The 23,271-nt window shown below is 66.7% G+C and carries 17 protein-coding genes; 11 read left to right on the forward strand and 6 right to left on the reverse strand.

Features of this window, described 5'->3' with window-relative positions:
* Positions 1-281 precede the first annotated feature (281 nt).
* Complete coding sequence (tatB, locus tag ACFC4D_RS15775; protein ID WP_375956925.1) at positions 282-707, reverse strand: Sec-independent protein translocase protein TatB; 426 nt, start codon at positions 705-707, stop codon at positions 282-284.
* Positions 708-933: 226 nt separating this feature from the next.
* On the opposite strand from tatB, the gene ACFC4D_RS15780 reads away from it, so the two are divergent.
* A complete protein-coding gene (locus ACFC4D_RS15780; RefSeq protein WP_375956928.1) occupies positions 934-1,173 on the forward strand; it encodes a hypothetical protein in 240 nt (79 codons plus the stop codon).
* A gap of 142 nt (positions 1,174-1,315) precedes the next feature.
* Positions 1,316-2,077 (forward strand): TetR/AcrR family transcriptional regulator, encoded by a 762-nt coding sequence (locus ACFC4D_RS15785; protein ID WP_375956930.1) that lies wholly within the window; start codon positions 1,316-1,318, stop codon positions 2,075-2,077.
* A 19-nt stretch (positions 2,078-2,096) separates the two neighbouring features.
* Here the strand turns inward: ACFC4D_RS15785 and ACFC4D_RS15790 are convergent, their stop codons facing one another.
* Positions 2,097-3,248: an oxygenase MpaB family protein gene (locus ACFC4D_RS15790; protein WP_375956933.1), complete on the reverse strand. Its 1,152-nt coding sequence runs from the start codon at positions 3,246-3,248 to the stop codon at positions 2,097-2,099.
* A gap of 194 nt (positions 3,249-3,442) precedes the next feature.
* On the opposite strand from ACFC4D_RS15790, the gene ACFC4D_RS15795 reads away from it, so the two are divergent.
* A complete protein-coding gene (locus ACFC4D_RS15795) occupies positions 3,443-4,801 on the forward strand; it encodes an NAD(P)/FAD-dependent oxidoreductase (RefSeq protein WP_376063781.1) in 1,359 nt (452 codons plus the stop codon).
* Between the two features lie 231 nt (positions 4,802-5,032).
* Here the strand turns inward: ACFC4D_RS15795 and ACFC4D_RS15800 are convergent, their stop codons facing one another.
* The gene (locus ACFC4D_RS15800) at positions 5,033-5,329 is read right to left on the reverse strand and encodes an SSI family serine proteinase inhibitor (RefSeq protein ID WP_376063783.1); all 297 of its coding nucleotides are present in this window, start codon (positions 5,327-5,329) and stop codon (positions 5,033-5,035) included.
* 34 nt (positions 5,330-5,363) lie between these two features.
* On the opposite strand from ACFC4D_RS15800, the gene ACFC4D_RS15805 reads away from it, so the two are divergent.
* From ACFC4D_RS15805 to ACFC4D_RS15835, 7 genes are all read left to right on the forward strand, one after another.
* Complete coding sequence (locus ACFC4D_RS15805) at positions 5,364-5,639, forward strand: hypothetical protein (RefSeq protein WP_376063786.1); 276 nt, start codon at positions 5,364-5,366, stop codon at positions 5,637-5,639.
* Positions 5,640-5,775: 136 nt separating this feature from the next.
* Positions 5,776-6,399: a TetR/AcrR family transcriptional regulator gene (locus ACFC4D_RS15810; protein WP_375956940.1), complete on the forward strand. Its 624-nt coding sequence runs from the start codon at positions 5,776-5,778 to the stop codon at positions 6,397-6,399.
* A gap of 154 nt (positions 6,400-6,553) precedes the next feature.
* The gene (locus ACFC4D_RS15815) at positions 6,554-8,344 is read left to right on the forward strand and encodes an FAD-dependent oxidoreductase (RefSeq protein ID WP_376063789.1); all 1,791 of its coding nucleotides are present in this window, start codon (positions 6,554-6,556) and stop codon (positions 8,342-8,344) included.
* Positions 8,345-8,431: 87 nt separating this feature from the next.
* Positions 8,432-8,695, forward strand: coding sequence for a Sec-independent protein translocase subunit TatA (tatA, locus tag ACFC4D_RS15820; RefSeq protein ID WP_375956946.1), 264 nt, complete (start codon positions 8,432-8,434; stop codon positions 8,693-8,695).
* A 146-nt stretch (positions 8,696-8,841) separates the two neighbouring features.
* The gene (locus ACFC4D_RS15825) at positions 8,842-10,038 is read left to right on the forward strand and encodes a hypothetical protein (RefSeq protein WP_376063791.1); all 1,197 of its coding nucleotides are present in this window, start codon (positions 8,842-8,844) and stop codon (positions 10,036-10,038) included.
* 46 nt (positions 10,039-10,084) lie between these two features.
* Positions 10,085-10,876 (forward strand): murein transglycosylase, encoded by a 792-nt coding sequence (locus ACFC4D_RS15830; RefSeq protein ID WP_376063794.1) that lies wholly within the window; start codon positions 10,085-10,087, stop codon positions 10,874-10,876.
* A gap of 54 nt (positions 10,877-10,930) precedes the next feature.
* Complete coding sequence (locus tag ACFC4D_RS15835) at positions 10,931-11,560, forward strand: exonuclease domain-containing protein (protein ID WP_376063795.1); 630 nt, start codon at positions 10,931-10,933, stop codon at positions 11,558-11,560.
* A 72-nt stretch (positions 11,561-11,632) separates the two neighbouring features.
* Here the strand turns inward: ACFC4D_RS15835 and ACFC4D_RS15840 are convergent, their stop codons facing one another.
* From ACFC4D_RS15840 to ACFC4D_RS15850, 3 genes are read right to left on the reverse strand one after another with little or no spacing between them, the layout of a single operon-like run.
* Positions 11,633-12,598 carry a TauD/TfdA dioxygenase family protein gene (locus ACFC4D_RS15840; protein WP_375956955.1) on the reverse strand — a complete coding sequence of 322 codons (966 nt, stop codon included), beginning with the start codon at positions 12,596-12,598 and terminating at the stop codon, positions 11,633-11,635.
* A gap of 16 nt (positions 12,599-12,614) precedes the next feature.
* On the reverse strand, positions 12,615-13,793 hold the full coding sequence (locus ACFC4D_RS15845) for an acyl-CoA dehydrogenase family protein (protein WP_375956957.1): 1,179 nt from the start codon (positions 13,791-13,793) through the stop codon (positions 12,615-12,617).
* A gap of 54 nt (positions 13,794-13,847) precedes the next feature.
* The gene (locus ACFC4D_RS15850; protein WP_375956960.1) at positions 13,848-14,729 is read right to left on the reverse strand and encodes a LysR family transcriptional regulator; all 882 of its coding nucleotides are present in this window, start codon (positions 14,727-14,729) and stop codon (positions 13,848-13,850) included.
* Positions 14,730-15,075: 346 nt separating this feature from the next.
* On the opposite strand from ACFC4D_RS15850, the gene ACFC4D_RS15855 reads away from it, so the two are divergent.
* Complete coding sequence (locus ACFC4D_RS15855) at positions 15,076-23,262, forward strand: SDR family NAD(P)-dependent oxidoreductase (RefSeq protein WP_376063797.1); 8,187 nt, start codon at positions 15,076-15,078, stop codon at positions 23,260-23,262.
* Positions 23,263-23,271 lie beyond the last annotated feature (9 nt).

Genomic DNA, 23,271 nt, shown 5'->3' on the forward strand with positions numbered 1-23,271 from the left:
CCCGAATGTCACAATGCATCAACATCTGATACATCATTGACGCAATGAAGCCAATATCGATACAGTGTTACACACGATCGACGGCGTGATGCCCCGATCCGAGGCCACGCCAATGGCGATATCGCGGCGGTCGGGCGACCAATGGTGTTCGGCCGACCGCCGGTCCGATCCTTGCGTTGCCGGATGCGCACAGAATTCCTGGAAAGCGCTCGGGCGCTCGAATCCGAGAGGATTCGAGCGCCCGAGTATTCAGTTCGTAGCCTGCCGGATCATGGGCCTGTCTACGTCGCGTCGGTGTCGATTTTCGGCACCGGTGTGCCGGCCTCCGAGTCCACGACGGGCTCATTCATTATTCCGAAATTCGTCGTGGGCTCGGGCCGGTGAAAGAGTGACGTCGTGGGGGCTGATCCCGTGCTCGTAGTTTCGGCGGACAAGAGCGATTCGTCGCCGTCGAGCAGATGTTTGGTGATCAATGTCTGCGGGGTGGAACCGCGGAGTCTGTTCAACTCCGCGAGCGGCTTTCGCAACTCCTCCACCTCGGGGCCCAGCTCCTGTTTGAGCTGCTCGGCCGCACCGACAGCGTAATCGCGAACCTGCCTTACCGAGCGCAGTGTCCAGACGACCGCTCCGGGGAGTCGTTCCGGCCCGAGAATCAACAGGGCCGCCGCCAGCAAGATGATCATTTCACCCCAGCCGATACCAAACATCGTCTCAGGCTACTGAGGTCGATGACGCTGCGCGCCAGGCATATTCGTGTTTCGGACATTGCACAGTCATGGCGCCGGATTCGTCATCGCGGGGTTCGGTCGCTCTGGCTCACGCATGAATGATCGGGCGAGTTCCCTGTGCATCGTCATGAGGCTCACTTCCGCCTGGATGTGCTCCGATAGCCTTGCGGCGCAATTGATTCCGATCGCGTAGGAGTTTGTCGAAATGAGATCCACAACGAAAACCTGTATCGCGTCCGCGATTCTGGGCGGGCTGGTGCTGGCGGCGCCCATCGCCTCCGCCGACACCACCACCGCGCCGACGACGACCGGTTCGTCGTCACAGCTGTCCACATCCGGTTCGTCGACGCCCACCTCGGGGTCGGGCCCGCTCTCGTTCCTGTGTGCGTTCGCGGGCTCGGCCGCCGGGCTGACCGGATCGGGCTACTACCTGCCCAGTTGCTGACCTCACGTCGGTGAACATGGTCGTCACCCGTCCGGGGTCGGGTGACGACAGCACTTGCGTCCCCGGGACATTCCAACGACGCATCCCGGCGGAGAGCGCCGTGGTCGTTGATTCAATGCAACGAGTCGGATAACTTCGCTGCGTGACCGATCGTGACCCTACCGACGAAAAAATTCTCGACGCGGCGCTGGCACGGATCCTGCAGGTGGGGATCCGGCGGTCGACGCTCGATGACATCGCGCGCCGCGCGGGCATGAATCGGGTCACGATCTATCGCCGGTTCACCACCAAGGAGAACGTGGTGGAGGCGGTGATGGCGCGAGAACTCCAGCGCGCGCTCGCCGACATCACCGCCGCCGGGTCCGCGGTCAGCGGCGTCGAAGCGCAGATCGAAGAGACCATGGTGGAGTTGATCCGCCAGATCCGGACCCACCCTATGGTCACCCAGTTGATCCACGTGGACACCGACGACGCGCTGACGTTCTATACCGTGCGGGCCCGCCAACTGGTCGAGGCGGGTATCACCTACATCATCGCCTACTCCGAATATGGTCAGGCGCAGGGGACTTTGCAGCCCTACGACGCGCGCCCGGTCGCGGAACTATTGGCGCGCATGGCGCATTCGATTCTGCTGACACCGGTCGGCGGAGTGGACTTCGATGACGAGCAGCAGACCCGCGCCTTCGTTCGGGCCGCCGTGGTGCCGTTGCTCATTCGCGGCATCGGTGCCGAGCCGGTCGCGACCCCGCGCAAGCGCGCGGCCCCCGCGCCTCGCACGACCCCGGCGGCGAAGCGGGCGAGCGCGAAGTCGACCGCGGCGGCGAAAAAGCCCGCCCCCGCGAAGAAGACGGCTGTCGCAAAGAAGACATCGGCGACGAAGAAGTCCGTCCCTCGGAAGAAGTGACGTCTTCCCTACGACCTGGTCACGCCGCGTGATGCAGGTGGTGCGCGGTCGCACCGACGTTCGGGACAGCGGACCCGATCAGCCGCGCGAGGAACGCCTCCTGTTCGCGGCGACCGCGCGCGGCAGCGCGTGTGAGACCGCCCGGGAGCAGGCGTCCGCGCAGCACCCGCAGCAGATTGATCGGTATGCGCAGCAGGGGATACCACGGCAGTGCGTAGCTCAGGCCGAGCGCGTGCATCGCCTTCGGACCCAGAAATGCACTGGCCATCGAAAGGTGTTGAGCGCGTGCGATTTCGCGTCGGACAGCGGCGAAACGCGGGTACTGCCACGTGAGCGGATCGTCGGCCATCGGTCGGGCCAATCGCACGGTTGTGTCGTCCGGATCGGTGATGGCCGACAAACAGTGGTACAGGATGCGGATGGCATCGCGGAAACCGTGTGGCAGCCACTGATTCTCGACGCCCAGCAGCCACCCCACATACTTCGTCAGATGCGCGGCGTCATCGAGTTCGCGAGGTATCGGCACGATGCCCAGGGCGGGTGCGGCCGCGAACGGTGACATCAGCGCACCCACCAGCGTTGCGGCCATATCGGTTTGGTTGATCGGCACGCCCCACGCGGCGGTATCCCAATCGGACATGGCACCGACGTGGCGGCGCACGAGCGCGTGAATCAACCGCACGTGCAGCGTTGAACGGTAGCCCGGCCCGAAGTCGTCCATACCCCCCTCGGCGGTGACATCGAGTGCCCACTGCAGTGTTTCGGCGAACCGCGCCGATGGCCCTTTCTCCAAGGCACCGGTTCGGATCAGAGTCTTGTTGAACCCGGAGGCCAGATAGCCGCCCAGGAATGCGACATCACGCGCGATGTAGACGCCGTCGGCGCCGCCGGTCCGGAAAACCCGGGCGCCACGCGCGACCTTGGCCCGATCCAGCCACTCCGGCGGATTCTCTAAGTGGGCGAAGAACTCTCGCAGCGGCTCGGGCGCCCGGGCCACGGTGTCGATTCCATCGCGGACCGCGCACTCGAACATCAGGCGAGTCTCGGCGAAGCCTTCGGAGAACATCCAGTCCACGAGGGCGTCCATCCGCTCGTCACCGGCAAGGAGCGATTCGCCGAGTACGCGCCACTGATCGGCCGTCGGTTTGCCCACGCCCAGCAGCCACGCCATCGGCCCGAGCCCGGGAACGGCCCGCGGACGCTCTGGATGTCGCTGTGGTACTACGCAACTCATGCTGGTCGTCCTTCGTGCGGGTTACATCGATGAGGCTCGTTGTCGATGACGTCGACAGCCGATCGTGACACAATGTATCGCTAAAAGGTGCTTAGTTACACCGATTCGGCGTTGAATCCCGGAGGGTCACCATGGTCACCGAACAGGCCGATGTGGTCGTAGTCGGAACCCGTTGTGCGGGAACAGCGGCCGCCATCGCCCTTGCCGGAGCCGGGCGCAGCGTCATCGGGTTGGACAGTTCGGCGTTCCCCTCGGACACCTTGTCGACCCATCTGCTCTGGCCCTCGGGCGTGTTCGAACTCGCCGAGCTCGGGGCGCTGCCGCGTGTGCTTGCCCTGGGCGCCCCACCATTGACAACCGGCCTCGCCGATGGCGCGGGATTCACGGTCCGCGCACCGTTCGGGCGCTACGGCACGATCGGGTACTCGATGTGCGTGCGCCGGGCCGGCCTCGATGCAGCCTTGGTCGACACTGCCCGCGCGGCCGGGGCGCAGATTCGGGAACGCTCACGAGTGGTCGCTCTGGTCTGGGCGGGACGACGCGTTGTCGGTGTGCGGTACCTCGACCGGAACGGGAACGAGCGGCGGATCGATGCCCGGCTGGTCATCGGCGCGGACGGTCGGCGCAGCACGGTCGCGCGCCTGGTGGGCGCGCACGCTCCCTACCGGATCGAGCCCAGCGGCCGGTCATGCGTGTTCGCGTACTGGCACGACACTTCACTCGAATGGAGATCGGTTGCGGCGCAATGGCGTTCCGGCGACCTGCTGGGCACCGCCTTTCCCTGTGATGGCGGTCTGCTGCTGTGCCTGATCCAGCCGCCACGCGACCGAGCCGTACGGGTGGCAGGACAGATCGAGCGACAGTATCGCCGAATGATCGCCGAACTCCCGGGATTGTCGGATCGTCTCGATGGGTGCACGCTTCGGACCCGGGTGCGCTCGGCGGTGGACTTGGAGTCCTACTTCCGGCGTTCGGGCGGCCCGGGATGGGCGCTGCCCGGGGACTCCGGACATTTCAAGGATCCGGTGACCGCACAGGGAATCAGGGACGCGCTGCGCTACGGGCGGCTGCTCGGTGAATCGGTCGCGCGGGTGCTCGACGATCCACAGGCACTGGATCGTCAGGTGTCCGACTGGGAGATGCGGCGCGAGGCCGAATGCCTCGAGATGTACCAGTACACCAATCGATTGGCGCGAGGGGAGGAGATGACCCCGATCGAGGTCGAGTTGTACCGCGCGGGCGTCGCCGATCCCGCACTGGGCGCGGCGATGATGGAAGTCGTGAGCCGGATTCGGGAGCCACGGCACCTGATGCGTTCCGGACGAAAACTGGCGATCGCCGCCGGCGCGCTCGCACGCGCCGGTGACCGCGGCGCCGCATGGCGAGCGATCGTCCGTGACGCGCACGATGAAATCAGCGAGCGTGCACAACGATCGATGGCTCGCCCGAACGCGGCGCGGCACGCCCGCGGATGGGTGGGGCAGGGCTGATGATGACACCGCTGCCCCGTGCGGCTCGCTCGGCGGACCCGGCCGGGGGTAGTGGTTGATGGATGCCGCCGAGCGAGCGATGGGCCGGGCTCGTCGACCCGACTCCCGAGTGATGGTAGGGCGACCGGTGAACTGATCGAGGAACCGCTGTGCGGCTCTGGATAGTTACCGACTCAGCCCAGCCGCGGGTGCGGCTCGGTCACAGTATTCGAACTCGAGTTCCTACGCCGATCAGAATCTGTAGACGTACTTGCTCGCGTGATCGGCGATACACCGGTTGGGGAAGCTGTGCTTGAACGACAGTTGGGCTCCCTGCCAGAACCCCTGGGCCACAATCGTCACCGGCCGCCAGATGTTCGGGCAGATCCCCGGGGTGCCGGTGAGCTTGTCGAAATTGCCGTTCACCGCGTTCAATTCGTCGCACGTGCTTTTCGCGTCGGGATGGGTGCCGTCGATCTTCGGTGAGCACATCAGGGTCGCGAACCGAAATTCCGGTGGTGAGCCCGCCTCGACAGCGGTGAGGGTCACCGCCGATACGATCACCGCGGGTCCCGGATCAGGTGTGATCGCCGGAGTTGTCGGCAGCACGGTGACCGGTGGCGCCGAAGTGGTCGGCGGTGCCGAGTCGGTGGTCGTCGGTACCGGGCTCGGCGTGACCGACGAGGGGCCCGGCACGGTGGTAGTCGGCGGTGCGACGGTGGTGCTCGACGGTGGCGTCGTCGTCGGATCCGCGTGTGCGTATGTTGTTCCGGCCCAGCATGATCCGATGAGGACGGCCGCTCCGGCGATTCGCGTTGCTCGTGAAGTCATGATTGCCTTCCCGTCCCGGCCGGGGTAGTCGCAGGCTAGCGAAATGACCGCCGGCCGCTCGTGCACGACGGCGCGGTCTGGACTCCGAACAGCGTGAGCGGCGATTCTCTCGTCAATCGTCCAGCCTCGGTCGAGCTCGAGCGCGAGTAGGGGAGTTTCGGTGCATGCCAGACCGAAACCCGTTGGAGGACAGGATCCTCGACGCCGCGCTGGAGCGCATTCTGCTTGTGGGAATCCGGCGCGCGAGCCTCGATGACATCGCCCGTCACGCGCGGGTCAACCGCATCACCATCTATCGCCATTTCGCCACCAAGGAGAACCTGGTCGATACGGTGCTGGCGCGAGAAGCCGAGCGTGCCTTGGTATCCGCGACCGAAGTGGGTATCGCGACAGTGGGCTTGGAGACGCGAATCGAGCAGATGATGCTCACCCTGTTCGAGGTCGTACGAAGCCACCCGATCATCACCCGGTTGGCCGCCGCCGAGCCCGAAGACGCCCTCGCCTTCTATACGGTGCGCGGGCAGCAGCTCGTCCGTACCGCAATCAGCTATGTCCTGCGATTCGTCGAGCGGGGTCAGGAACTCGAGTGTCTGAACCGCTACGATCCCGCGCCGGTCGCGGAACTGATTGCGCGACTCACTCATTCGCTGCTGTTGACCCCGTCCGGCGGAGTCGACTTCGACGATGTCGAACAGGCGCGGTGTTTCGTGCGCCGGACCATCGTGCCTTTGCTGGTACGCGGCATCGGAACCGGCGATATGACCCACTCCGCACCGTGTGAGCGCTGAATCAGCGGTTTTGTGGAATCCGATAGGGGAGCGCTGTGGAGCGGCTGTGAACAAGCATCAAAGATTAATTCGCTGTTGACCCAATGTAACGGATCTCGATACGTTGCTTCACGACCTGATCGGAGGCCTGAAACCCGATGAGGACTGTGATCCAATGACTGAATCCGATGTCTCCCGGCGTAGTTTCGTCAAGGGCGCGGCAGCCGGTTCGATTGCACTCGCGGCAGCCAGTGCCACCAGTGCCGGATTGGTTGGACTTACCACCGCCGACGCGGCACCGGCCAAGAACAAAGTCGCCATCCTCGGCGGCGGTATCGCTGGCCTGACCGCGGCGCACGAGCTCGTCGAGCGTGGCTTCGATGTCACCATCTACGAGCGGCGGGCGTGGGGCGGTAAAGCCCGCAGCATCGAAACGCCCATTCCCCCGACCGGTGGTCGCAAGCCACTGCCGGGTGAGCACGGCTTCCGGTTCTTTCCTGGTTTCTACCAGGCGATTCCGGACACCATGAAGCGTATTCCCTTCCCGGGCAACGCCAATGGTGTGGCCGACAACCTGGTGGCGGCGCTGACCGCCACCGCGGAACAGACCACCGGCGCGCCGATCACCCTGCCCTTCGCGATCAACAACGACGCGATCGGCTTGGCCGCCAACCCGCTCAAGGTCATCAACACCTTGCTCGGCGGCATGACCTGGATCCCGAAGATCCCGGTGCCCGACATGCTCAAGCTGGCTCAGCGCCTGCTCGTATTCTTCACCAGCTGCGACGCCCGCCGGTTGGACCAGTGGGAGCACACGTCCTTCAAGGACTTCGTGAAGATGGACGGCAAGAACGCCAACTACGAGCTGATCATCTCCACGGTCACCCGCACGCTGGTCGCGGCCAAGGAGGACAAGGCCAGTGCTCGCACCATCTGCAACATGGGCGAGGCATTCCTGCTCAACATCATCAACCGAGGCAATAGCGGGCGCTTCCCCGACCAGGTGCTCAACGGTCCGACCTCCGATGTGTGGATCACTCCGTGGCTGAACTACCTGCAGGGCAAGGGCGTCAAGTTCCAGCTCGGTGCCGAACTGCAGTCACTGTCGGTCGCCAACGGCCAGATCTCGGGGGCGGTGATCAAGGACGCGTCCGGTGCCACCGGCACCGTGCAGGCCGACTGGTACGTCCACGCGCTGGCGCCGGAACAGGCGGTGAAGTACTTCAACAACGACATCCTCAACCTGGATCCGAACCTGGCGAAGGTCCAGAAGATCTTCGTCGACTGGATGACCGGCATCCAGTTCTTCCTCAACACCGATAAGCCCATCGCGGCCGGCCACATCGGCTTCATCCAGTCGCCGTGGCGGTTGACCGGCATCGAACAGAACCAGTTCTGGAAGAACAAGGTTGCCACCACCTACGGCGACGGGAATGTGAAAGACATTCTGTCCGTGGATATCTCGGACTGGGACACCCCCGGTGTCCTGGTCAAGAAGACGGCTAAGAAGTGCAGCCCTGACGAGATCGCCAAGGAGGTCTGGCATCAGATCACGATGACCCAGGGCAACGTGCCGACCCTGGGCAACACCATCGGCGACAAGAACCTGGTGGCCTGGTATCTCGATCCGGCCATCCGCTGGGACGCCAGTGCCGGGGTCAACACCAACGACGATCCGCTGATGATCAACACCGCCGGTTCGTGGGACAACCGCCCCGTGGCCAAGACCGCCATCCCGAACTTCTTCCTGGCCGGTGACTACCTGCGCAACAACATCGACCTGGCGACGATGGAGGGCGCCAACGAAGGCGGCCGAAACGCCGCCAACGCCATCCTCGACGCCTCGGGCTCCGATGCGACCAAGGCCACGCTGTGGCCGCACCAGACCATCAAGGAGTTCGACGGCGCCCGAGCGCTGGACGCGGTCCGCTACAAGGCGGGCATGCGGAACATCCTCGACGTCTGATACCGACCGGCGGCCCGGCCGATCGTGTGCCGGGTCGCCGACTCGATCGGCGGTCACCCGAAGAGGACCAATCACCAAAGGACAGACATGGGAACACTCAGCCCCACCCACTGGTTCGTCATCGCGATGCTGTTCATCGTGCTCTTCGGAGCGAAGCGGCTGCCCGATGCCGCCCGCAGCATGGGCCGGTCGCTACGGATCCTCAAGAGCGAGATGCACGAGATGAATGCCGAAGGCGAGCAAGCACATTCGGCTGCGGAGCCGGTGTCGCATCCGTCCCCGGCGCAGATCGCGCAGCCTGATCCCACCGTTGGATCGGCGACAGAATTGCGGCAATCGCGGGCGTCCTGAGCTGAACCGCGGATTATCCGCACCCCATCGACACCACTCCGGCCGCCCGTCGCCTATGCCGCGACGGCGGCCGCGTGTGCGCCGGAGCGAGGCCACAACAGAACGAAATCCCAATAGTAGGAGGACAAGTCGCAGTGGAAGGCCACATGGACAGACGTGAACAGCAACCCGATATCCCGCGTGAGCCCCTCGGGACCGGGGACCCGGACAAGACCGAGGTGCTCCAGATCGCCTCGGACCGTGACCCTTTCGATGACGAGGTACTCGCGGTTGACGACGTCACCGACGACGACCTGCGCCGCAGGCCCGCGTGGTCTCCCACGCGGCTGTGGGATTCGCTGTTGTGGCGACTCGACGATTCACCGAGTTGGCAGCGCTTCGGTAATTTCGCCGGAGCGACGAACCTCCGCCGCAATGTCCCGCGGGTGGCGGCCGGTGCGGCCGTGCTGAGCCTCGTTGTCGGAGTTGTGGCAGCCGCCGAATCCCGGGACACCGACCAGCAAAGTGCGAAATCCGTTGCGACCGAAGCCTCTCTCACGCCGGACCCGCTGAACTCGGGCGATCCGATGACGACCCAGCCGGGGACGACCGACCCCCTCGCCGGAGCGACCGAGAACTCGGGGATTCCCAGCGATGTGCCGGTCCCGGCCGACGCCTCGGTGTCCGATACCGTCCCCGACACCGCGATCGCCACCGCCGGTCCCATCGCCGCGGACTCACCGGTCACCGTCGATACCACCCCGCCGGTCGCTACCGAGACCACGACACCGGACACGACGACCACACCCGACACGACAACCGCCGAACCCGGCACGACGACGGATACCCCGGCCGCGACCCCCGCGCCGGTGTTCTCCCTCACGATGACCGCGAGTGCGAGTGCGACCGTGTCCGTGGGTCCGATGCCCGGTCCGGGACAGACTGTCACACAGCCGATTACGCCGACCCGTGATCCGGCTGTCGACCCGACGACCATTACCGTCACGGTCGTTCCCACCACCGTGCCGCCGACGACCGTACCGTCGACGACAACGCCGCCGACCACGACTGTGCCACCACGCACGACCGTGCCGCCGACCACGACCGTGCCGCGGACCACCGTGCCCCCGGCCACCACCGTGCCTCGATGCAGCCCGACCGCGGTGCCGTCCACCACCACTACGCCGCCGTCCACCACGCTGCCGTCGACGACTCCGACGCTCGCGCACCCACCCACCACAACGCCTTCGCGCACCTCGTCACCATCGACGTCGAAGCCGTCGGCGACGACAACGCCCACGTCGCCCCCACCGTCCTCGGCCAAGCCTTCGACCGCGCCCACGACAACCCGTGCGTGCAGTTGAATCCGATGAGTGGGACGGCGTCCGTTGTGGCCCATTGCGAGGACGAATGAGCAGATCACAGATCCCCACCACCGGTCGCGGCTCAGCCGTGATCGTGGCCGGATTGGTTGTGCTGCTGTCGGCGGTCGGGATGACAACCGCCGGATACGACAGCCAGGCACCCGTACCCGCCGTTCCTGGGTCCGGGGGGCAGGTTCCGGCCATCCGACTCGACGCGGTGGAGGGCAAACTGGATCAGCTGGGCGAATGGGCACGCACGCGGTCGGCGAAACACGGCATTCCCGCCCGCGCACTCGAGGCCTACGGATACGCGACGGTGGTCATGGCGAAAGCCCAGCCCAACTGTCACCTCGGATGGACGACCCTGGCGGGCATCGCCCACGTGGAAAGCAACCATGCCCGGTTCGGTGGTGCCACCATCACCACCAACGGGCTTGTCCAGCCGCCGATCCGAGGTGTAGCCCTCAACGGCACATCCGGGAACGCCACCATTCTCGACCCTGCCGCGACCGCCGACGCGGGCCATATCGTCTATGCCCGCGCCATGGGCCCCTTCCAGTTCATACCCGACACCTGGAAACGCTGGGGCGCCCGCGCATCAGCCGACTACCAAACCCTCGCGAAGGTGCTCGAGGGTGCTGAACCCGTTGCCACGAAGGAGCTTTCGGGAAGTCCGGACAATATCGACGATGCGGCGCTGGCCGCCGGTCGATACCTGTGTGCCTCCGGCGGCGATCTGTCCACGCCGGTCGGATGGCGACGGGCGATCTTCTCCTACAACCACTCCGCGGCGTACGTCAGCCAGGTCCGCGCCGCCGCGCTCGGTTACGACTCGTGACGGTCTTCTCCGAGATTGGCTGCGCTATCGCATACTTTGCTGAGGAGGGTCCTTGTGACACCGGGCTACACACAGGTCCCCTCCACGCTGCGCGGCAGGGGCATCACGGTACTGGATGTGGAAGGCAACGGCCGAGTACCGCCCGAGATCGTCGAGATCGCGATGCTGCCGGTGGTCGGCACGGCGGTCAGCCCAGCCGAATTGCACTCCTGGCTTGTACGTCCGCGAAAGTCGATCACCCCGCACATCTCACGCAAGGCCCACGGTGTCAGCAACGAGGACGTTGCGGGCTGCCCGCGATGGTCGGACGTCGGACCGAAAGTCGGCCGCCTCACGTTCGGTCGAGTCCTTGTGGTGCACAACGAGGGCATCGAGCGAAAGGTGCTCGCGGCGCACCTGATCGAGTGGAACCCGCTCCTGGTGCTCGATACCATGCGTTTGGCCGAGGCAGTGTGGCCCGGGATCAGGAGCTACACACTCACAAGTCTGGTCAAGTATGCCGAGATCGACACCTCCCCACTCGAAGGCATGCACCACCATCGCGCCGCGCACGACGCGTGGGCGGTGTGGCTTCTGCTGTGCACACTCGTCCGCGCGGCTGAATTGGATTGGGCCGCAATCGTTCACACGGCCGGACTGCCTGAATTCGCCTGGCCGGAGGAACCCGAGGCCGGGCTGTGGTGACCGCCCACAGCGACGGAGGGTGAACCTTCTCGCGTGAACCTCGGTAACCGCGCCGCCGCGGTCCACGCGCCATCAGGCCGCGAAGAACGTCAGGCGTGGTGAGTCGACGATGGCGCTGTAGTGGGAGGCATCACCCAGGAGGACCTCGCTATGGGCTCCGGTGATGCCCACGGGGACATCACCGGCGAGGGTGATGCGGTGTAGCTTGCGCTCTTGGTCGCCGAAGTCGGCGATTCCGTAGTGTTGCGTGGCGCGGTTGTCCCAGATCGCGACGTCGCCCAGGTGCCAGTTCCAGCGGAAAGTGTTCTCCAGTTTGGTGATTCGTGCCTGAAGCAGTTGGTAGAGGGAGTGGAATTCGGGGGTGGTCAGGCCGCGGAAGCTCTTGGCGAAATGGCCGAGGAGCAGCGAGCGTTCGCCGGTTTCGGGGTGTACGCGGACCACGGGGTGCAGGGTTTGGTATTCGGTGCTGGTGAATTCCTCGTACTGTTTGCCGACGTTGGACTGGCCGGTCTGGCCGACGTAGTCGTAGAGGTTGCTGTGTGTGGCCCAGAGTTGGTCGGTGAGTGCGCGTAGCGCGGGTGGTAGTTGTTCGTAGGCGGCGACCGTGGATGCCCAGGTGGTCGCGCCGCCGTAGCTGGGGAGGATGACCGCGCGCAGGATCGAGACCTTGGGGATGCGGTCGATGAAGGTGACGTCGGTGTGCCAGCTGTTGGCGGCTCCGTCGATGGTGAGCAGTCGGGTGCCGAGCGAGGTCAGGGTGGGATGCGGTTCGGTTGGGGTGCCGAGCAATTCGGCGAACTCGTACTGCGATTCATCGCTGAGCTGGTGTTGGCCGGTGAAGACGACCACCTTGTTGATCGCCAAGGCCAGCCGGATTGCTTCGACCTGCTCGCCGGGAAGGTCGCCGCCGAGCCGAACCCCGCCGACGCGTGCGCCGATGTGCTCGCCGAGCCGCTCGACCGTGATTCCGGCGCGCTGGAAGATCGCGGCAGCCTCGGACTCGCGATCCGATCGATTGCCGATGTGTGCCAATGTCATTGTCCGAACTCCTTTTTCACTCGCCGAGCAGGAAATTGCCGATATACTCGCGGACGCTGTCGCTGCTGGGCGGATGGAAACTGCCCGCCCGGACATCGCGGTACAGGCGCTCCAGTTCGTTGCGGCGGTGGATCGAACCGCCGCCACCGATCTCGAGCGCGAGATCCACGACATGGCGTGCAGTCCGGGTGCCGTTCTCCTTCACCGCGAACAACGCCAGCAGCAGCCGGTCGCCGAGATCATCACCGCGAGCGAGCACTTCGGTGATGTGATCGAGGTGGGCGGTCGCCGCCTCCAGGGCCAATTCGGCTTCGGCCGCGTGGTACTGCACGAACGGCTTGCCCGCGACCGGTTTCCCGCCCAGGCTCAGCACATTCCGGGTGCGCGCCGACTCGAGCGCGACATCGACTGCGCGGCGGCCGATTCCGAGGTAGACGTTGACCAGTGCGGGGATCGCCCAGGGCAGGATCGCGGAGATGAACGGTCCCGGGTTCGCGCCGCGCTCATAACTGTCGACCACATGTTCCTGTGCGAGAAATACATCGGTGAGCACCGTGTCGTGACTGGCCGTTGCCCGTACGCCCAGGGTGTCCCAGGTTTCCACCGTGCGCACGCCTTCACTGGTGCGCGGCACGAACGCGTGCAGGATGCGCGGATGCTCGGGGTCGCTGTCGTCGCGGGCGTGGATGCCCAGCCAGTCCCAGGCGGGGGAGAGCGAGGTGAAGATCTTGTGCCCGTTGACCAGGTAGCCGCCCTCGACCGGCACGGCGCTGGTGGTGGAATCGTCGATGGCCAGGTCGTTTCCGCGCTCACCGTGCCCGGACGCGATGACCTTGCCCGCCACGACCTCTCGCGCGAGCCAGTCGAGCGAGGCGTCATCGGCGGCAATCCGGTCGGCGAGCGGGCCGGTCCAGTACAGGTGCATGTTCACGCCGAGCGCGGTGGCCGGTGCCCAGTACGCGAGGGCGCGTTGGGCACGGTTGAATTCGGTGAGCGTCCACCCGAGGCCGCCGTGGCTGACCGGGATCGCCGCGCGCAGGTAGCCGATGTCGCGGAGCTCGTCGAGATCCTCGGCGAAGAAACGATTGTCGCGATCGTATTCGGGGGCGCGCCCGTGAAACCGGTGCAGCAGGGATTCGGGCAGGACGCCGGGCGTCAGTGCCTCGGCGACCGGTGCTACGGCGAGATCTGTCATGAGACAACTGCTTTCGATGAGTCGGTATTCGGATCAGTTAGTCGCACAGCCGATTCAGGCGACGCCGCGCAGTCCGCCGCCGGAGATCGCGCGGTAGTGCGCCGTGATGGCTTGGACCGCGATGTTCTCGATGTGGTCCTCGAGTCCGCGCCGGGTGACCAGCCGGACATCGATCGCGCCCACTTCGGGCAGCCCGCCGATCGGGCTGAGATCACACGGCCCGGCGGACAGACAGGGCAGCAGTGCGACGCCCAGGCCGGCCTTCGCCGCGGCCAGCAGGCCGTCGAGGTTGCCCGACTCGGCGGTTACCGAGACCTCATATCCGCGCTCGCCGAGCGCCTGCACCGCGCGGCGGCGCAGGCCACAGGGTTCGGCGAAGGCGACCAGCGAGATCGGTCCGGGCGCGGGTGGCAACTGCCAGCTCTGCGCGGCGAACCATTTCAGGTCCAGCACGCCGACCTCGGTGCCCACCGGTTCGGCGGTGTTGCCGCCCAGTACGACCACCAGGTCCAGCACGCCCTTGATCACCGCGTCGGTCAACGCGGTGGACCGGTCGATGCGAAAGTGCAGGCCCGCCTCCGGGTACGTGGTGCGCAGCACGCCGATCAGATCGGTCAGCAAACCGTCGGCCGCGTGTTCGGTCGAGCCGATATTGATCTGCGGGCGCGGTGACTCGGAGAAGCGGGCCAGCACCTGGTCCTGCGCGGCGAGCAGGCGTCGGGCCTCCACCACGAGTCGTTCGCCTTCGGGCGTGAAACGCGATGTGCGACCGTTTTTTTCGACGAGAACGCACTTGAGCCTGCGCTCCAGCATTCTGATGTGCTGGCTCACGGTGGGTTGGCTCAGGTGTAACGCGTCTGCCGCGCGTCGGAAGCCGCCGGTGTCGGCGATGGTCACAAGTGTGCGCAAATGCAGCAAATCCAGCGGATCGGGCATACCGTACAGTCACCTTCGGGTTGGTCGACGCTGAAACATCATCTAACCGGAGACCGAATCGGGCTGCCGCCCTTTGAATCTCCGAGATTGCAATGAATTGCGACCACAATTCCGATAACGCCGCACGCGGGTGCGGGAATCGATCGGATTCATTGATGGCTCCATATCGGATATGCCGATCGGGCGGTGAAACTGCTTGGTGCACAGTGTAATTCGATGCGTACGACTCGATGTGACCTCCGCCACCTCCGGTTGTTGGTTCGTTAATCCGGCTCGCACAATAACTTCACGGAGCTTTCGAGCGGGGGTCGTACTCGAATTCTTCTCCGGATCAAAAGGAGATCTTGTGAACGATTTTCGGCATGGGGGATTGTCCCGCGCGGTTGCCATAGTGGGCGTCTCCTGCCGGCTTCCCGGAGCGAACAATCCCGATGAATTCTGGAATCTCCTGAAAACAGCGGGAATTGCGCTCGGCGCGCCGACGGCCGCACGCGCGGCCGCCGGTGGTGATGTGGATGACCTGGTCGGCGGCTTCCTACCGCAGGTGGATCGCTTCGACGCCGCCTTCTTCGGTATCTCCCCGGCCGAGGCGCGGCTGATGGACCCGCAGCAGCGTCTGCTCCTCGAATTGGCTTGGGAGGCTGCCGAAGACGCGAACATTCCCATCACCGATCTGCGCGAGTCTGCCACCGGCGTATTCGCTGCCGCGATGGCCGCCGACTACGCGGGATTGGTTCACCACAGCGGTCCGGCGGGCCTCACGCGCCACACGCTCACCGGGCTGAGTCGCGGGGCGCTCGCCAACCGGCTCTCCTACGCCTTCGGTCTGCGTGGGGCGAGTTTCACGGTTGACTCCGGACAGTCGTCCGGCCTGACCGCGCTGCATCTTGCGTGCACGAGTCTGGCTGCGGGGGACACGAATTCGGCCTTCGTCGCTGCGGTGAACCTGAACCTGACCCGCGACGGAGCGCGGGTCGCCGAACGGTTCGGAGGCGTCTCCGCATCGGGGCGCGCCTCGGTGTTCGATGCCGATCGCGACGGGTACGTGCGCGGTGAGGGCGCGGTGGTGCTGCTGCTCAAACCGCTGGATCGCGCTGTCGCGGAACGGGATCGGATCCATGCGGTGATCCGCTCCACCGCCGTCGCCAATGACGGTGGCGGGCAATCGTTCACGGTGCCCACCGCTGCCGGGCAATCTGCGGTCATCGCTCAGGCGCTCGAGCGTGCCGGTATCGCCCCCGAGGATGTGCAGTACGTGGAATTGCACGGCACCGGGACCCGTGCCGGGGATCCGATCGAGGCGGCGGCACTGGCCGACACGATCGGGCGCACCCGGACGGCTGGCGAACCGCTGCTGGTCGGGTCGGTCAAGTCCAGCATCGGCCACCTCGAGGGCGCTGCGGGGCTGGCGGGGGTGTTGAAAACGGTGCTCAGCCTGCGCCATCGCGAACTGCCCGCGACTCTCGGACACGAAAACCCTGATCCCGCACTGGATCTCGAGGGCTCACAGCTGCGCGTGGTGGCCGCTGGGCAGCCGTGGCCGCGTCCCGAGCGCAGCCTGGTAGCCGGGGTCAGTTCCTTCGGAATGGGCGGAACCAATGCCCACGCGATTATCGAAGAAGCCCCCGCGGGGACCGGTGAGTGGCGCGGACGCGGCACTATCAGCCAGCACGCCGACGCGGACGCGGTGTGGCCGTTCATGGTCTCGGCCCGGTCGAGCCGGGCACTGCGTGCGCAGGGCGACCGGCTGGCCGATTTCGTGGCGGATCGAACACCTGATCTGGCGCAGCTGTCGTCAGGGCTGATCCGTGATCGGGTCGAATTCGACAGTCGCGCTGTTGTTTTGGCCCAGGACACCGATGCTCTGGTGGCGGGCCTGCGCGCACTGTCGCAAAGGCGTACGGCGGCCGGTCTGATCACGGGGTCCGGCGGACGCGGCAGCGTGGGCGTGGTGTTCGGTGGCCAGGGCTCGCAGCGTGCGGGGGCCGGACGGCAGCTGTACGAGCGGTTCCCGGTGTTCCGCGCGTCCTTCGACGAGTCCGTTGCGCTACTCGACCGGTATCTCGGTGCGGCGGTGGACTTCTCGATACGCGACGTAGCGTTCGGCTCACCGGGAACCGAGGGGCTGATCGACCGGACGACCTACACCCAGCCGGTGATCTTCGCGGTCGAGGTCGCGCTGTACCGGCTGCTCGAGTCCTGGGGGATCGAGGTCGCGGCGGTGGCCGGGCATTCGATCGGCGGTGTGGTCGCCGCGCATGTGGCCGGTGCGGTATCCCTGCCGGACGCGGCACGGCTGGTGGCGGTCCGTGCGCGCCTGATGGGTGCGTTGCCCGTCGGTGGCGCCATGGTGGCCGTCGAGGCGGATGAGCCGGAGGTGCTGGCCGCGATCGAGGCCGCCGGACTGTCGCGAGCCGTGGCAGTAGCCGCGGTGAACGGGCCGCGGGCAGTCGTGATCTCGGGTTCCGACAGCGATGTCTCGGTCGTCGCGGACGCGCTGTCCGGGTCCGGTCGGCGAGTCAAGCGCTTGGCGGTCTCGCATGCCTTCCACTCGGCCGCGATGGATCCGGTGCTCACCGATCTCGAGGCGGCGATTGCCGAATTGCAGTGGTCTGAACCGGAACTCATCTTCGTGTCCGATGCGACGGGCGCGCCGATCGGCTCCGCCCAAGAACTCGGCCCGGCGTATTGGTCCCGCCATCTGCGCGGCACCGTCCGTTTCGCCGACGCGGTGCGCACCCTTCGATCCGAGGGCGTGGGCACCTTCCTCGAACTCGGCGCGGACGCGGTCCTGACGCCACTGGTGATCGCGGCCCTGTCCGATCCCGACGAGTCCGTCGCCACCGCATCTCTGCGTCGTGGCCGCGACGAGGTCACCGGGCTGCTGACCGCCGCCGCCGTGATCCACACCAATGGAAACCGGGTGGACTGGGCCGCGCTGGTAGATCCCGCGACTCGGATCGACCTGCCCACCTATGCGTTTCAGCGTGAGCGGTTTTGGCTGGACGGGCCACCGGACCGCGCCCTGGAGACAGACGAGGCGCAATTGGACCGCGCTCCGGAGACAGGTGCGGCGGGACCGGGTCGACTTCCGAAGGCGGCGCACGAGGCTCCGGGCTCCACCGTGTATGCGGGGGCCGTGCCATCAGGTCTGGCTGCACAGGCGGCTGCTGTGCGACCGGATCGTATCGCGCAGACGGGGGTCGTCGGCACCGACAACGACCGGGGGGAGGAGGGTGTGCGGCAGAACTCCGCCCCGCGATCGACTGCCGTGCCAAGCGAGCAGGATTCAACTACCCCCGCGCTGCCGCAACTGGACCTCGCTGCCACCGTTCGCGAGGTGACCGCCTCGGTGCTGGGCTACACCGACCCGGGGCAGGTCGAAACCGAGGTCACCTATCAGAACCTGGGCCTGGACTCGCTCGGGGCACGAGAGTTGGCGGTCTTGCTGACCCGGGAGCTCGGCCTCACGGTGGCGCCGACCGCCGTCTACGACTACCCGACTCCCGACGCGCTGACCACGCACCTCGCCGGCCGGCTTCGTGGGCGGTCCGCACACGACTCACTCACTGCCAGCGGCACCAATTCGGTTGGTAGCGATACACTTTCGGAAGCACCGGGCGCCAGTGGTAGAGACAATGAGGCCGCTCGCGCCGCGGATCTGGTTGACGGCGCTGCGGGTGATGGCGCTCAGCGCATCGACGTTCGGGGCAATGACGCTCGAGACGGTGACACGCGAGGCACTGACACTGATCCCATTGCCATCGTCGCGGTGAGCGGACGGTTTCCCGGCGGGCACGCGTCTCCCGAAGCTCTTTGGGACCTGCTCGCGACCGGCGGCGAGGCCATCGCCGACCTGCCCGCCGACCGTGGCTGGGATCTGGCCGCGCTCGCGGATGTGCTCGGCGACGGGGGCGCCCGTGGCGGATTCCTCGGTGAGGCAGCCGATTTCGATGCCGAGTTCTTCGGGATCTCACCACGCGAGGCCGTCGCGATGGATCCGCAGCAACGGCTGGTGTTGGAATCGGTCTGGGAGCTGTTCGAGCACGCGGGCATCGTCGCGCAGTCGCTGAGAGGCACCCGCACCGCCGTCTACCTGGGTGCGAGTCCTTCGGAGTATGGTCCACGCCTGCATGAGATCAGCGGTGCGGCAGCCGGATTCGGATTGACCGGCACCTCGCCGAGTGTGCTGTCGGGTCGGGTGGCGTACACATTCGGACTCGCCGGGCCCGCTTTGACCGTGGATACGGCGTGCTCCTCGTCGCTGGTGGCCCTGCATCTGGCGGTGCGTGCGCTGCGTGCGGGCGAGGCCGATCTCGCGATCGCCGGTGGCGTGACCGTGATGGCAGGGCCGGGCATGTTCACCGAGTTCGCTCGGCAGGGTGGGTTGGCAGCTGACGGTCGTTGCAAGGCATTCGGAGCCGCGGCTGATGGGACCGGCTGGTCCGAAGCGGTGAGTGTTGTATTGGTGGAACGTCTTTCGGACGCGCGCAGGCTCGGACACGAGGTGCTGGCCGTGGTGCGCGGCACTGCCGTGAACCAGGACGGAGCGTCCAACGGCCTGACCGCGCCCAACGGCCCCGCGCAACGGCAGGTGATCCGTGCGGCGCTGGCCGACGCGGGTCTGGAACCCAGCGATGTCGATGTGATCGAGGCGCACGGCACCGGTACCGCGCTGGGCGACCCCATCGAGGCCCAGGCACTACAGGAAACCTATGGCCGAGACCGGCCCACGCCGGTATGGCTCGGTTCGCTCAAGTCGAACATCGGCCATACACAGGCTGCCGCCGGTACCGCCGGAGTCGCGAAAACCGTTCTGGCACTGCGCCATCAACTGATCCCCGCGACCTTGCACGCCGAACCGGCTTCCCCCTTCGTCGACTGGCTGGACGGATCGTTGCGGCCCGTGCTCGAGCCGCGACCCTGGCCCCGGGGTTCACGGCCCCGGCGCGCGGCGGTGTCATCGTTCGGGATCAGCGGCACCAACGCGCACGTGATCATCGAGGAAGCGCCCGCCGTCGCGGCCGACGAGTCGGCTTCGATTGCGGCGGGGCCTTTGCCGTTTGTGCTGTCGGGACGCACTCCGGCCGCCCTGCGGGCGCAGGCGGATCGCCTCGGCCCACACATATCCGGACCCGAGCCGGTCGCGACCGCCGCGTTGGCGTCTTCGCTGATCCGCCACCGCGCCGAATTCTCCACGCGTGCGGTTGTGATCGCCGAGGGCGACCTGGCGTTGCGTTCGGGCGTGCGAGCGCTCGCGGACGGACTGGTCCCGGCGAACGTCATTACCGGTCCGGGCACCTCTCCCGGCACGGTGGGAGTGGTATTCGGCGGGCAGGGCAGCCAACGGACCGGAACCGGACGCCAATTGGCCGAACGGTTCCCGGTGTTCGGCAATGCTTTCGACGCCGCGGTGGAACTGCTGGACCGATATCTCGGTACGGCGGTCGACCTCTCGGTGCGCGACGTGGCCTTCGGCGCACCCGGCACCGACGGCCTCATCGACCGGACCGTCTACACCCAGTCGGTGGTGTTCGCCGTGGAGGTCGCGCTCTATCGGCTGTGGGAGTCCTGGGGTGTGGAAGTGGCCGCTGTTGCCGGGCATTCGATCGGCGGTGTGGTCGCCGCACACGTGGCGGGGGTGCTCTCGCTCGACGACGCGGCCCGGCTGGTAGCCGCCCGTGCGCGATTGATGGATGGCCTGCCGTCCGGCGGCGCGATGGTGGCGGTCGAAGGCACCGAAGCCGAAGTGCTCGCCGCGATCGTGGCCGCTGCCGCCACCGGCGCTGCCGCCCATAGCGTCATCACGACCCTCGCTGTCGACGCTGACGCAGCCATCGCCGCTGGCATTGAAGTCGGCTCCGCCGCTGCTGTCGACTCCGATCGTGCCGTCACCGACGTCGGGCCCGACGCTGTCTTCGCCGATGCAACCGCGGTCACCGACGGTGCCACCGTTGATCCTTCCGCCCATGACGCTACCGCCGCAGTCGCGGTAGCCGCGGTGAATGGTCCACGTGCGGTTGTGATTTCAGGGGCGGAGGAGGCGGTGCTGCGCGTCGCGGCCGAGCTGTCGGCAGCGGGTCGCCGGGTCAAGCGCCTGGCCGTGTCGCACGCGTTCCATTCCGCGGCAATGGATCCGGTCCTCGACGAGTTCCGTGCTGTAGTGTCCGAACTGACCTTCTCCGAGGTCAGCGGCCCGCGCGTCGTGTCCGACCACACCGGCCGCGAGGTGACCGGTGCGGAACTCGCCGACCCCTCCTATTGGGTCCGTCACCTGCGCGGCACAGTTCGATTTGCCGATGCCGCAAGCACTCTGGCCACCATAGGCATCGGGGTGGTGGTCGAGTTGGGCGCGGATTCCGTGCTGGCGGCGGCCCTGTCGAGCGTGCTCGACGGTGTCACCGTGGTCCCGGCGCTGCGCCGCGATCGGGACGAGGTCACCGGCGTGCTGACCGCCGCCGCGACCGTGTTCACCCATGGCCACCCCGTGGACTGGACCGCCATCGTGCCCGAGTCCGGCCGGGTTGCCCTGCCCACCTATGCCTTCCAGCGCGAGCGCTACTGGATCGACACCCCGGGTGGTGCGACTGATCAGGTACCCGGTGAATGGATTCACCGCACGGGGTGGGAGCGATTCATTCCGACAAGCGCAACACCCGGACGGGAACCGACCTGGGTACTGGTGACCTTGGACAGCGGTGTCACCGATGAGTGGGCGCGAGCCCTGCGCGTGGCTCTCGGCACGGCGCGCGTCACCGAGCTGTGTGTGAACCCCTCCACCGCTACGAGATCCGTGCTCGAGGCTGGGCTGGCCGAGGTGCAGGGCGAGACCCTGGCGGTGGTGTCGCTGCTGCCGCTGGCCACGCGCTCCACGGGCTCCGCGTTCGACCTCGATCTCGCCGCCGCCACGGCGGCCCTGACTCAATCCGCCGCCGCTACAGCACGAGTCAGTACCTTCGCAGTCTTGACCGGCGCGGCGGTGACCTCCGCCGAGGTCGATCGTGTAGCGCGCGCAGCGGGGGCCGGAATCGTGTCAGATCCCTCCGGTGCCTGGCATGCCGGGTTCATCGCCGCCGCCGCCACGGAGGGCGGGCTCGGTAGGGGCACGGTTATCGACGTACCGGTCGCACCGGACGACAAAGCCGCCGAACTGGTAGTCGCCGCACTCCGAAACCCGAGCGGTGAACGCGAGTTCGCGATACGCGGTGATCAAACCTGGGTGAAGCGAGTGCGCGGGGACACCCTACGTCCCACCGGCCGCTGGCGTCCGACCGGAACCGTCCTGATCACCGGCGGCACCGGAGCACTCGGCGCACATGTCGCGAGACGCCTCGCGCGGAACGGGGCGACCGATCTGCTACTGGTCAGCAGACGCGGACCGGAGGCTCCCGGCGCGGCCGAACTGATCGCCGAATTGTCAGCCGCCGGAGCGCATCCGGTCATCGCGGCCTGCGATGTCGGCGACCGCGACGCACTGGCTGACCTGATCGCGGGCATTCCGGCCGACCGTCCGCTCACCGATGTGGTGCACACCGCCGCCGTGCTCGACGACTCACTCGTGGAGAGCCTGGACCGCGAACGCCTCGAGCGCGTACATCGGGCCAAAGTGGCAGCGGCGCTGCACCTGCACGAACTCACCCGGGACCTGGAGCTGTCCTCGTTCGTGCTGTTCTCCTCGGTCACCGGTGTCGTTCCGGCTCCGGGGCAGGCGAATTACGCGCCGGGTAACGCGGTGCTGGACGCACTGGCGGAGCATCGCCGTGAACTCGGGCTGCCCGCGACGGCGGTTGCCTGGGGGCATTGGGCGGGTGCGGGGATCGCCGGTTCGGCGGCCGGGCAACTGCGCCGCGGGGGACTGCGGGCGATGAGTCCGGCACAGGCTCTGACCGCACTCGAATATGCGGTGGTGGGTGGTGCAGGCGACGTGATCGTTGCCGATATCGACTGGGCCGCTGGCGATCCCATTCACGCCCGACTGCTCGCCGAGGTGCTGCCGGTAGCTGATTCCTCGAGCGCCCCCGAACCCGCGCACGAGTTCGCTGCCCTCGACGCCGCCGAGCGGCATCGCCGAATCCACGCCCTCGTGCGGGAGGAGACCTCCGCCGCTCTGGGCCACGTCGACTCGAACGCGGTCGATGACGACCGCGGACTGCGCGATCAGGGATTCACGTCCCTGTCCTCGGTCGAACTGCGAAACCGGTTGCGCCAGCGCACCGGCCTGGACCTGCCCGCCACCCTGGTCTTCGACCATCCCACGGTCACCGCGCTGACCACATTCATTGCCGCCGAGCTGGTTCCGGCTCAGCCGCCGCGACTGGACATTCTGCTCGGCGATCTCGAACGCGTGGCGGCGGGTCTGGCGGCCGAGGATCTACCCGCCGCCGAACGGACCGTAGCGCTCGACCGTCTGCGCCGTCTCATCGACGAATCCAGCAGCGGGACGGCCGAACCCGAGAACACCTCAGCCCTATCCGAGTCCGCCACCGACGCCGATCTGATCGATTTCATCGGTTCCGAACTCGGCATCTCCTGACCTGCCCGC

Source organism: Nocardia sp. NPDC056000 (genome assembly GCF_042269265.1).
GTDB lineage: Bacteria > Actinomycetota > Actinomycetes > Mycobacteriales > Mycobacteriaceae > Nocardia.

Coding starts and splice junctions, on each gene's coding strand:
- tatB (WP_375956925.1), bottom strand. CDS start 707: ATGTTTGGTATCGGCTGGGGTGAAATGATCATCTTGCTGGCGGCGGCC.
- ACFC4D_RS15780 (WP_375956928.1), top strand. CDS start 934: ATGAGATCCACAACGAAAACCTGTATCGCGTCCGCGATTCTGGGCGGG.
- ACFC4D_RS15790 (WP_375956933.1), bottom strand. CDS start 3,248: ATGGCGTGGCTGCTGGGCGTGGGCAAACCGACGGCCGATCAGTGGCGC.
- ACFC4D_RS15795 (WP_376063781.1), top strand. CDS start 3,443: ATGGTCACCGAACAGGCCGATGTGGTCGTAGTCGGAACCCGTTGTGCG.
- ACFC4D_RS15810 (WP_375956940.1), top strand. CDS start 5,776: ATGCCAGACCGAAACCCGTTGGAGGACAGGATCCTCGACGCCGCGCTG.
- ACFC4D_RS15815 (WP_376063789.1), top strand. CDS start 6,554: ATGACTGAATCCGATGTCTCCCGGCGTAGTTTCGTCAAGGGCGCGGCA.
- tatA (WP_375956946.1), top strand. CDS start 8,432: ATGGGAACACTCAGCCCCACCCACTGGTTCGTCATCGCGATGCTGTTC.
- ACFC4D_RS15825 (WP_376063791.1), top strand. CDS start 8,842: ATGGACAGACGTGAACAGCAACCCGATATCCCGCGTGAGCCCCTCGGG.
- ACFC4D_RS15830 (WP_376063794.1), top strand. CDS start 10,085: ATGAGCAGATCACAGATCCCCACCACCGGTCGCGGCTCAGCCGTGATC.
- ACFC4D_RS15840 (WP_375956955.1), bottom strand. CDS start 12,598: ATGACATTGGCACACATCGGCAATCGATCGGATCGCGAGTCCGAGGCT.
- ACFC4D_RS15845 (WP_375956957.1), bottom strand. CDS start 13,793: ATGACAGATCTCGCCGTAGCACCGGTCGCCGAGGCACTGACGCCCGGC.
- ACFC4D_RS15850 (WP_375956960.1), bottom strand. CDS start 14,729: ATGCCCGATCCGCTGGATTTGCTGCATTTGCGCACACTTGTGACCATC.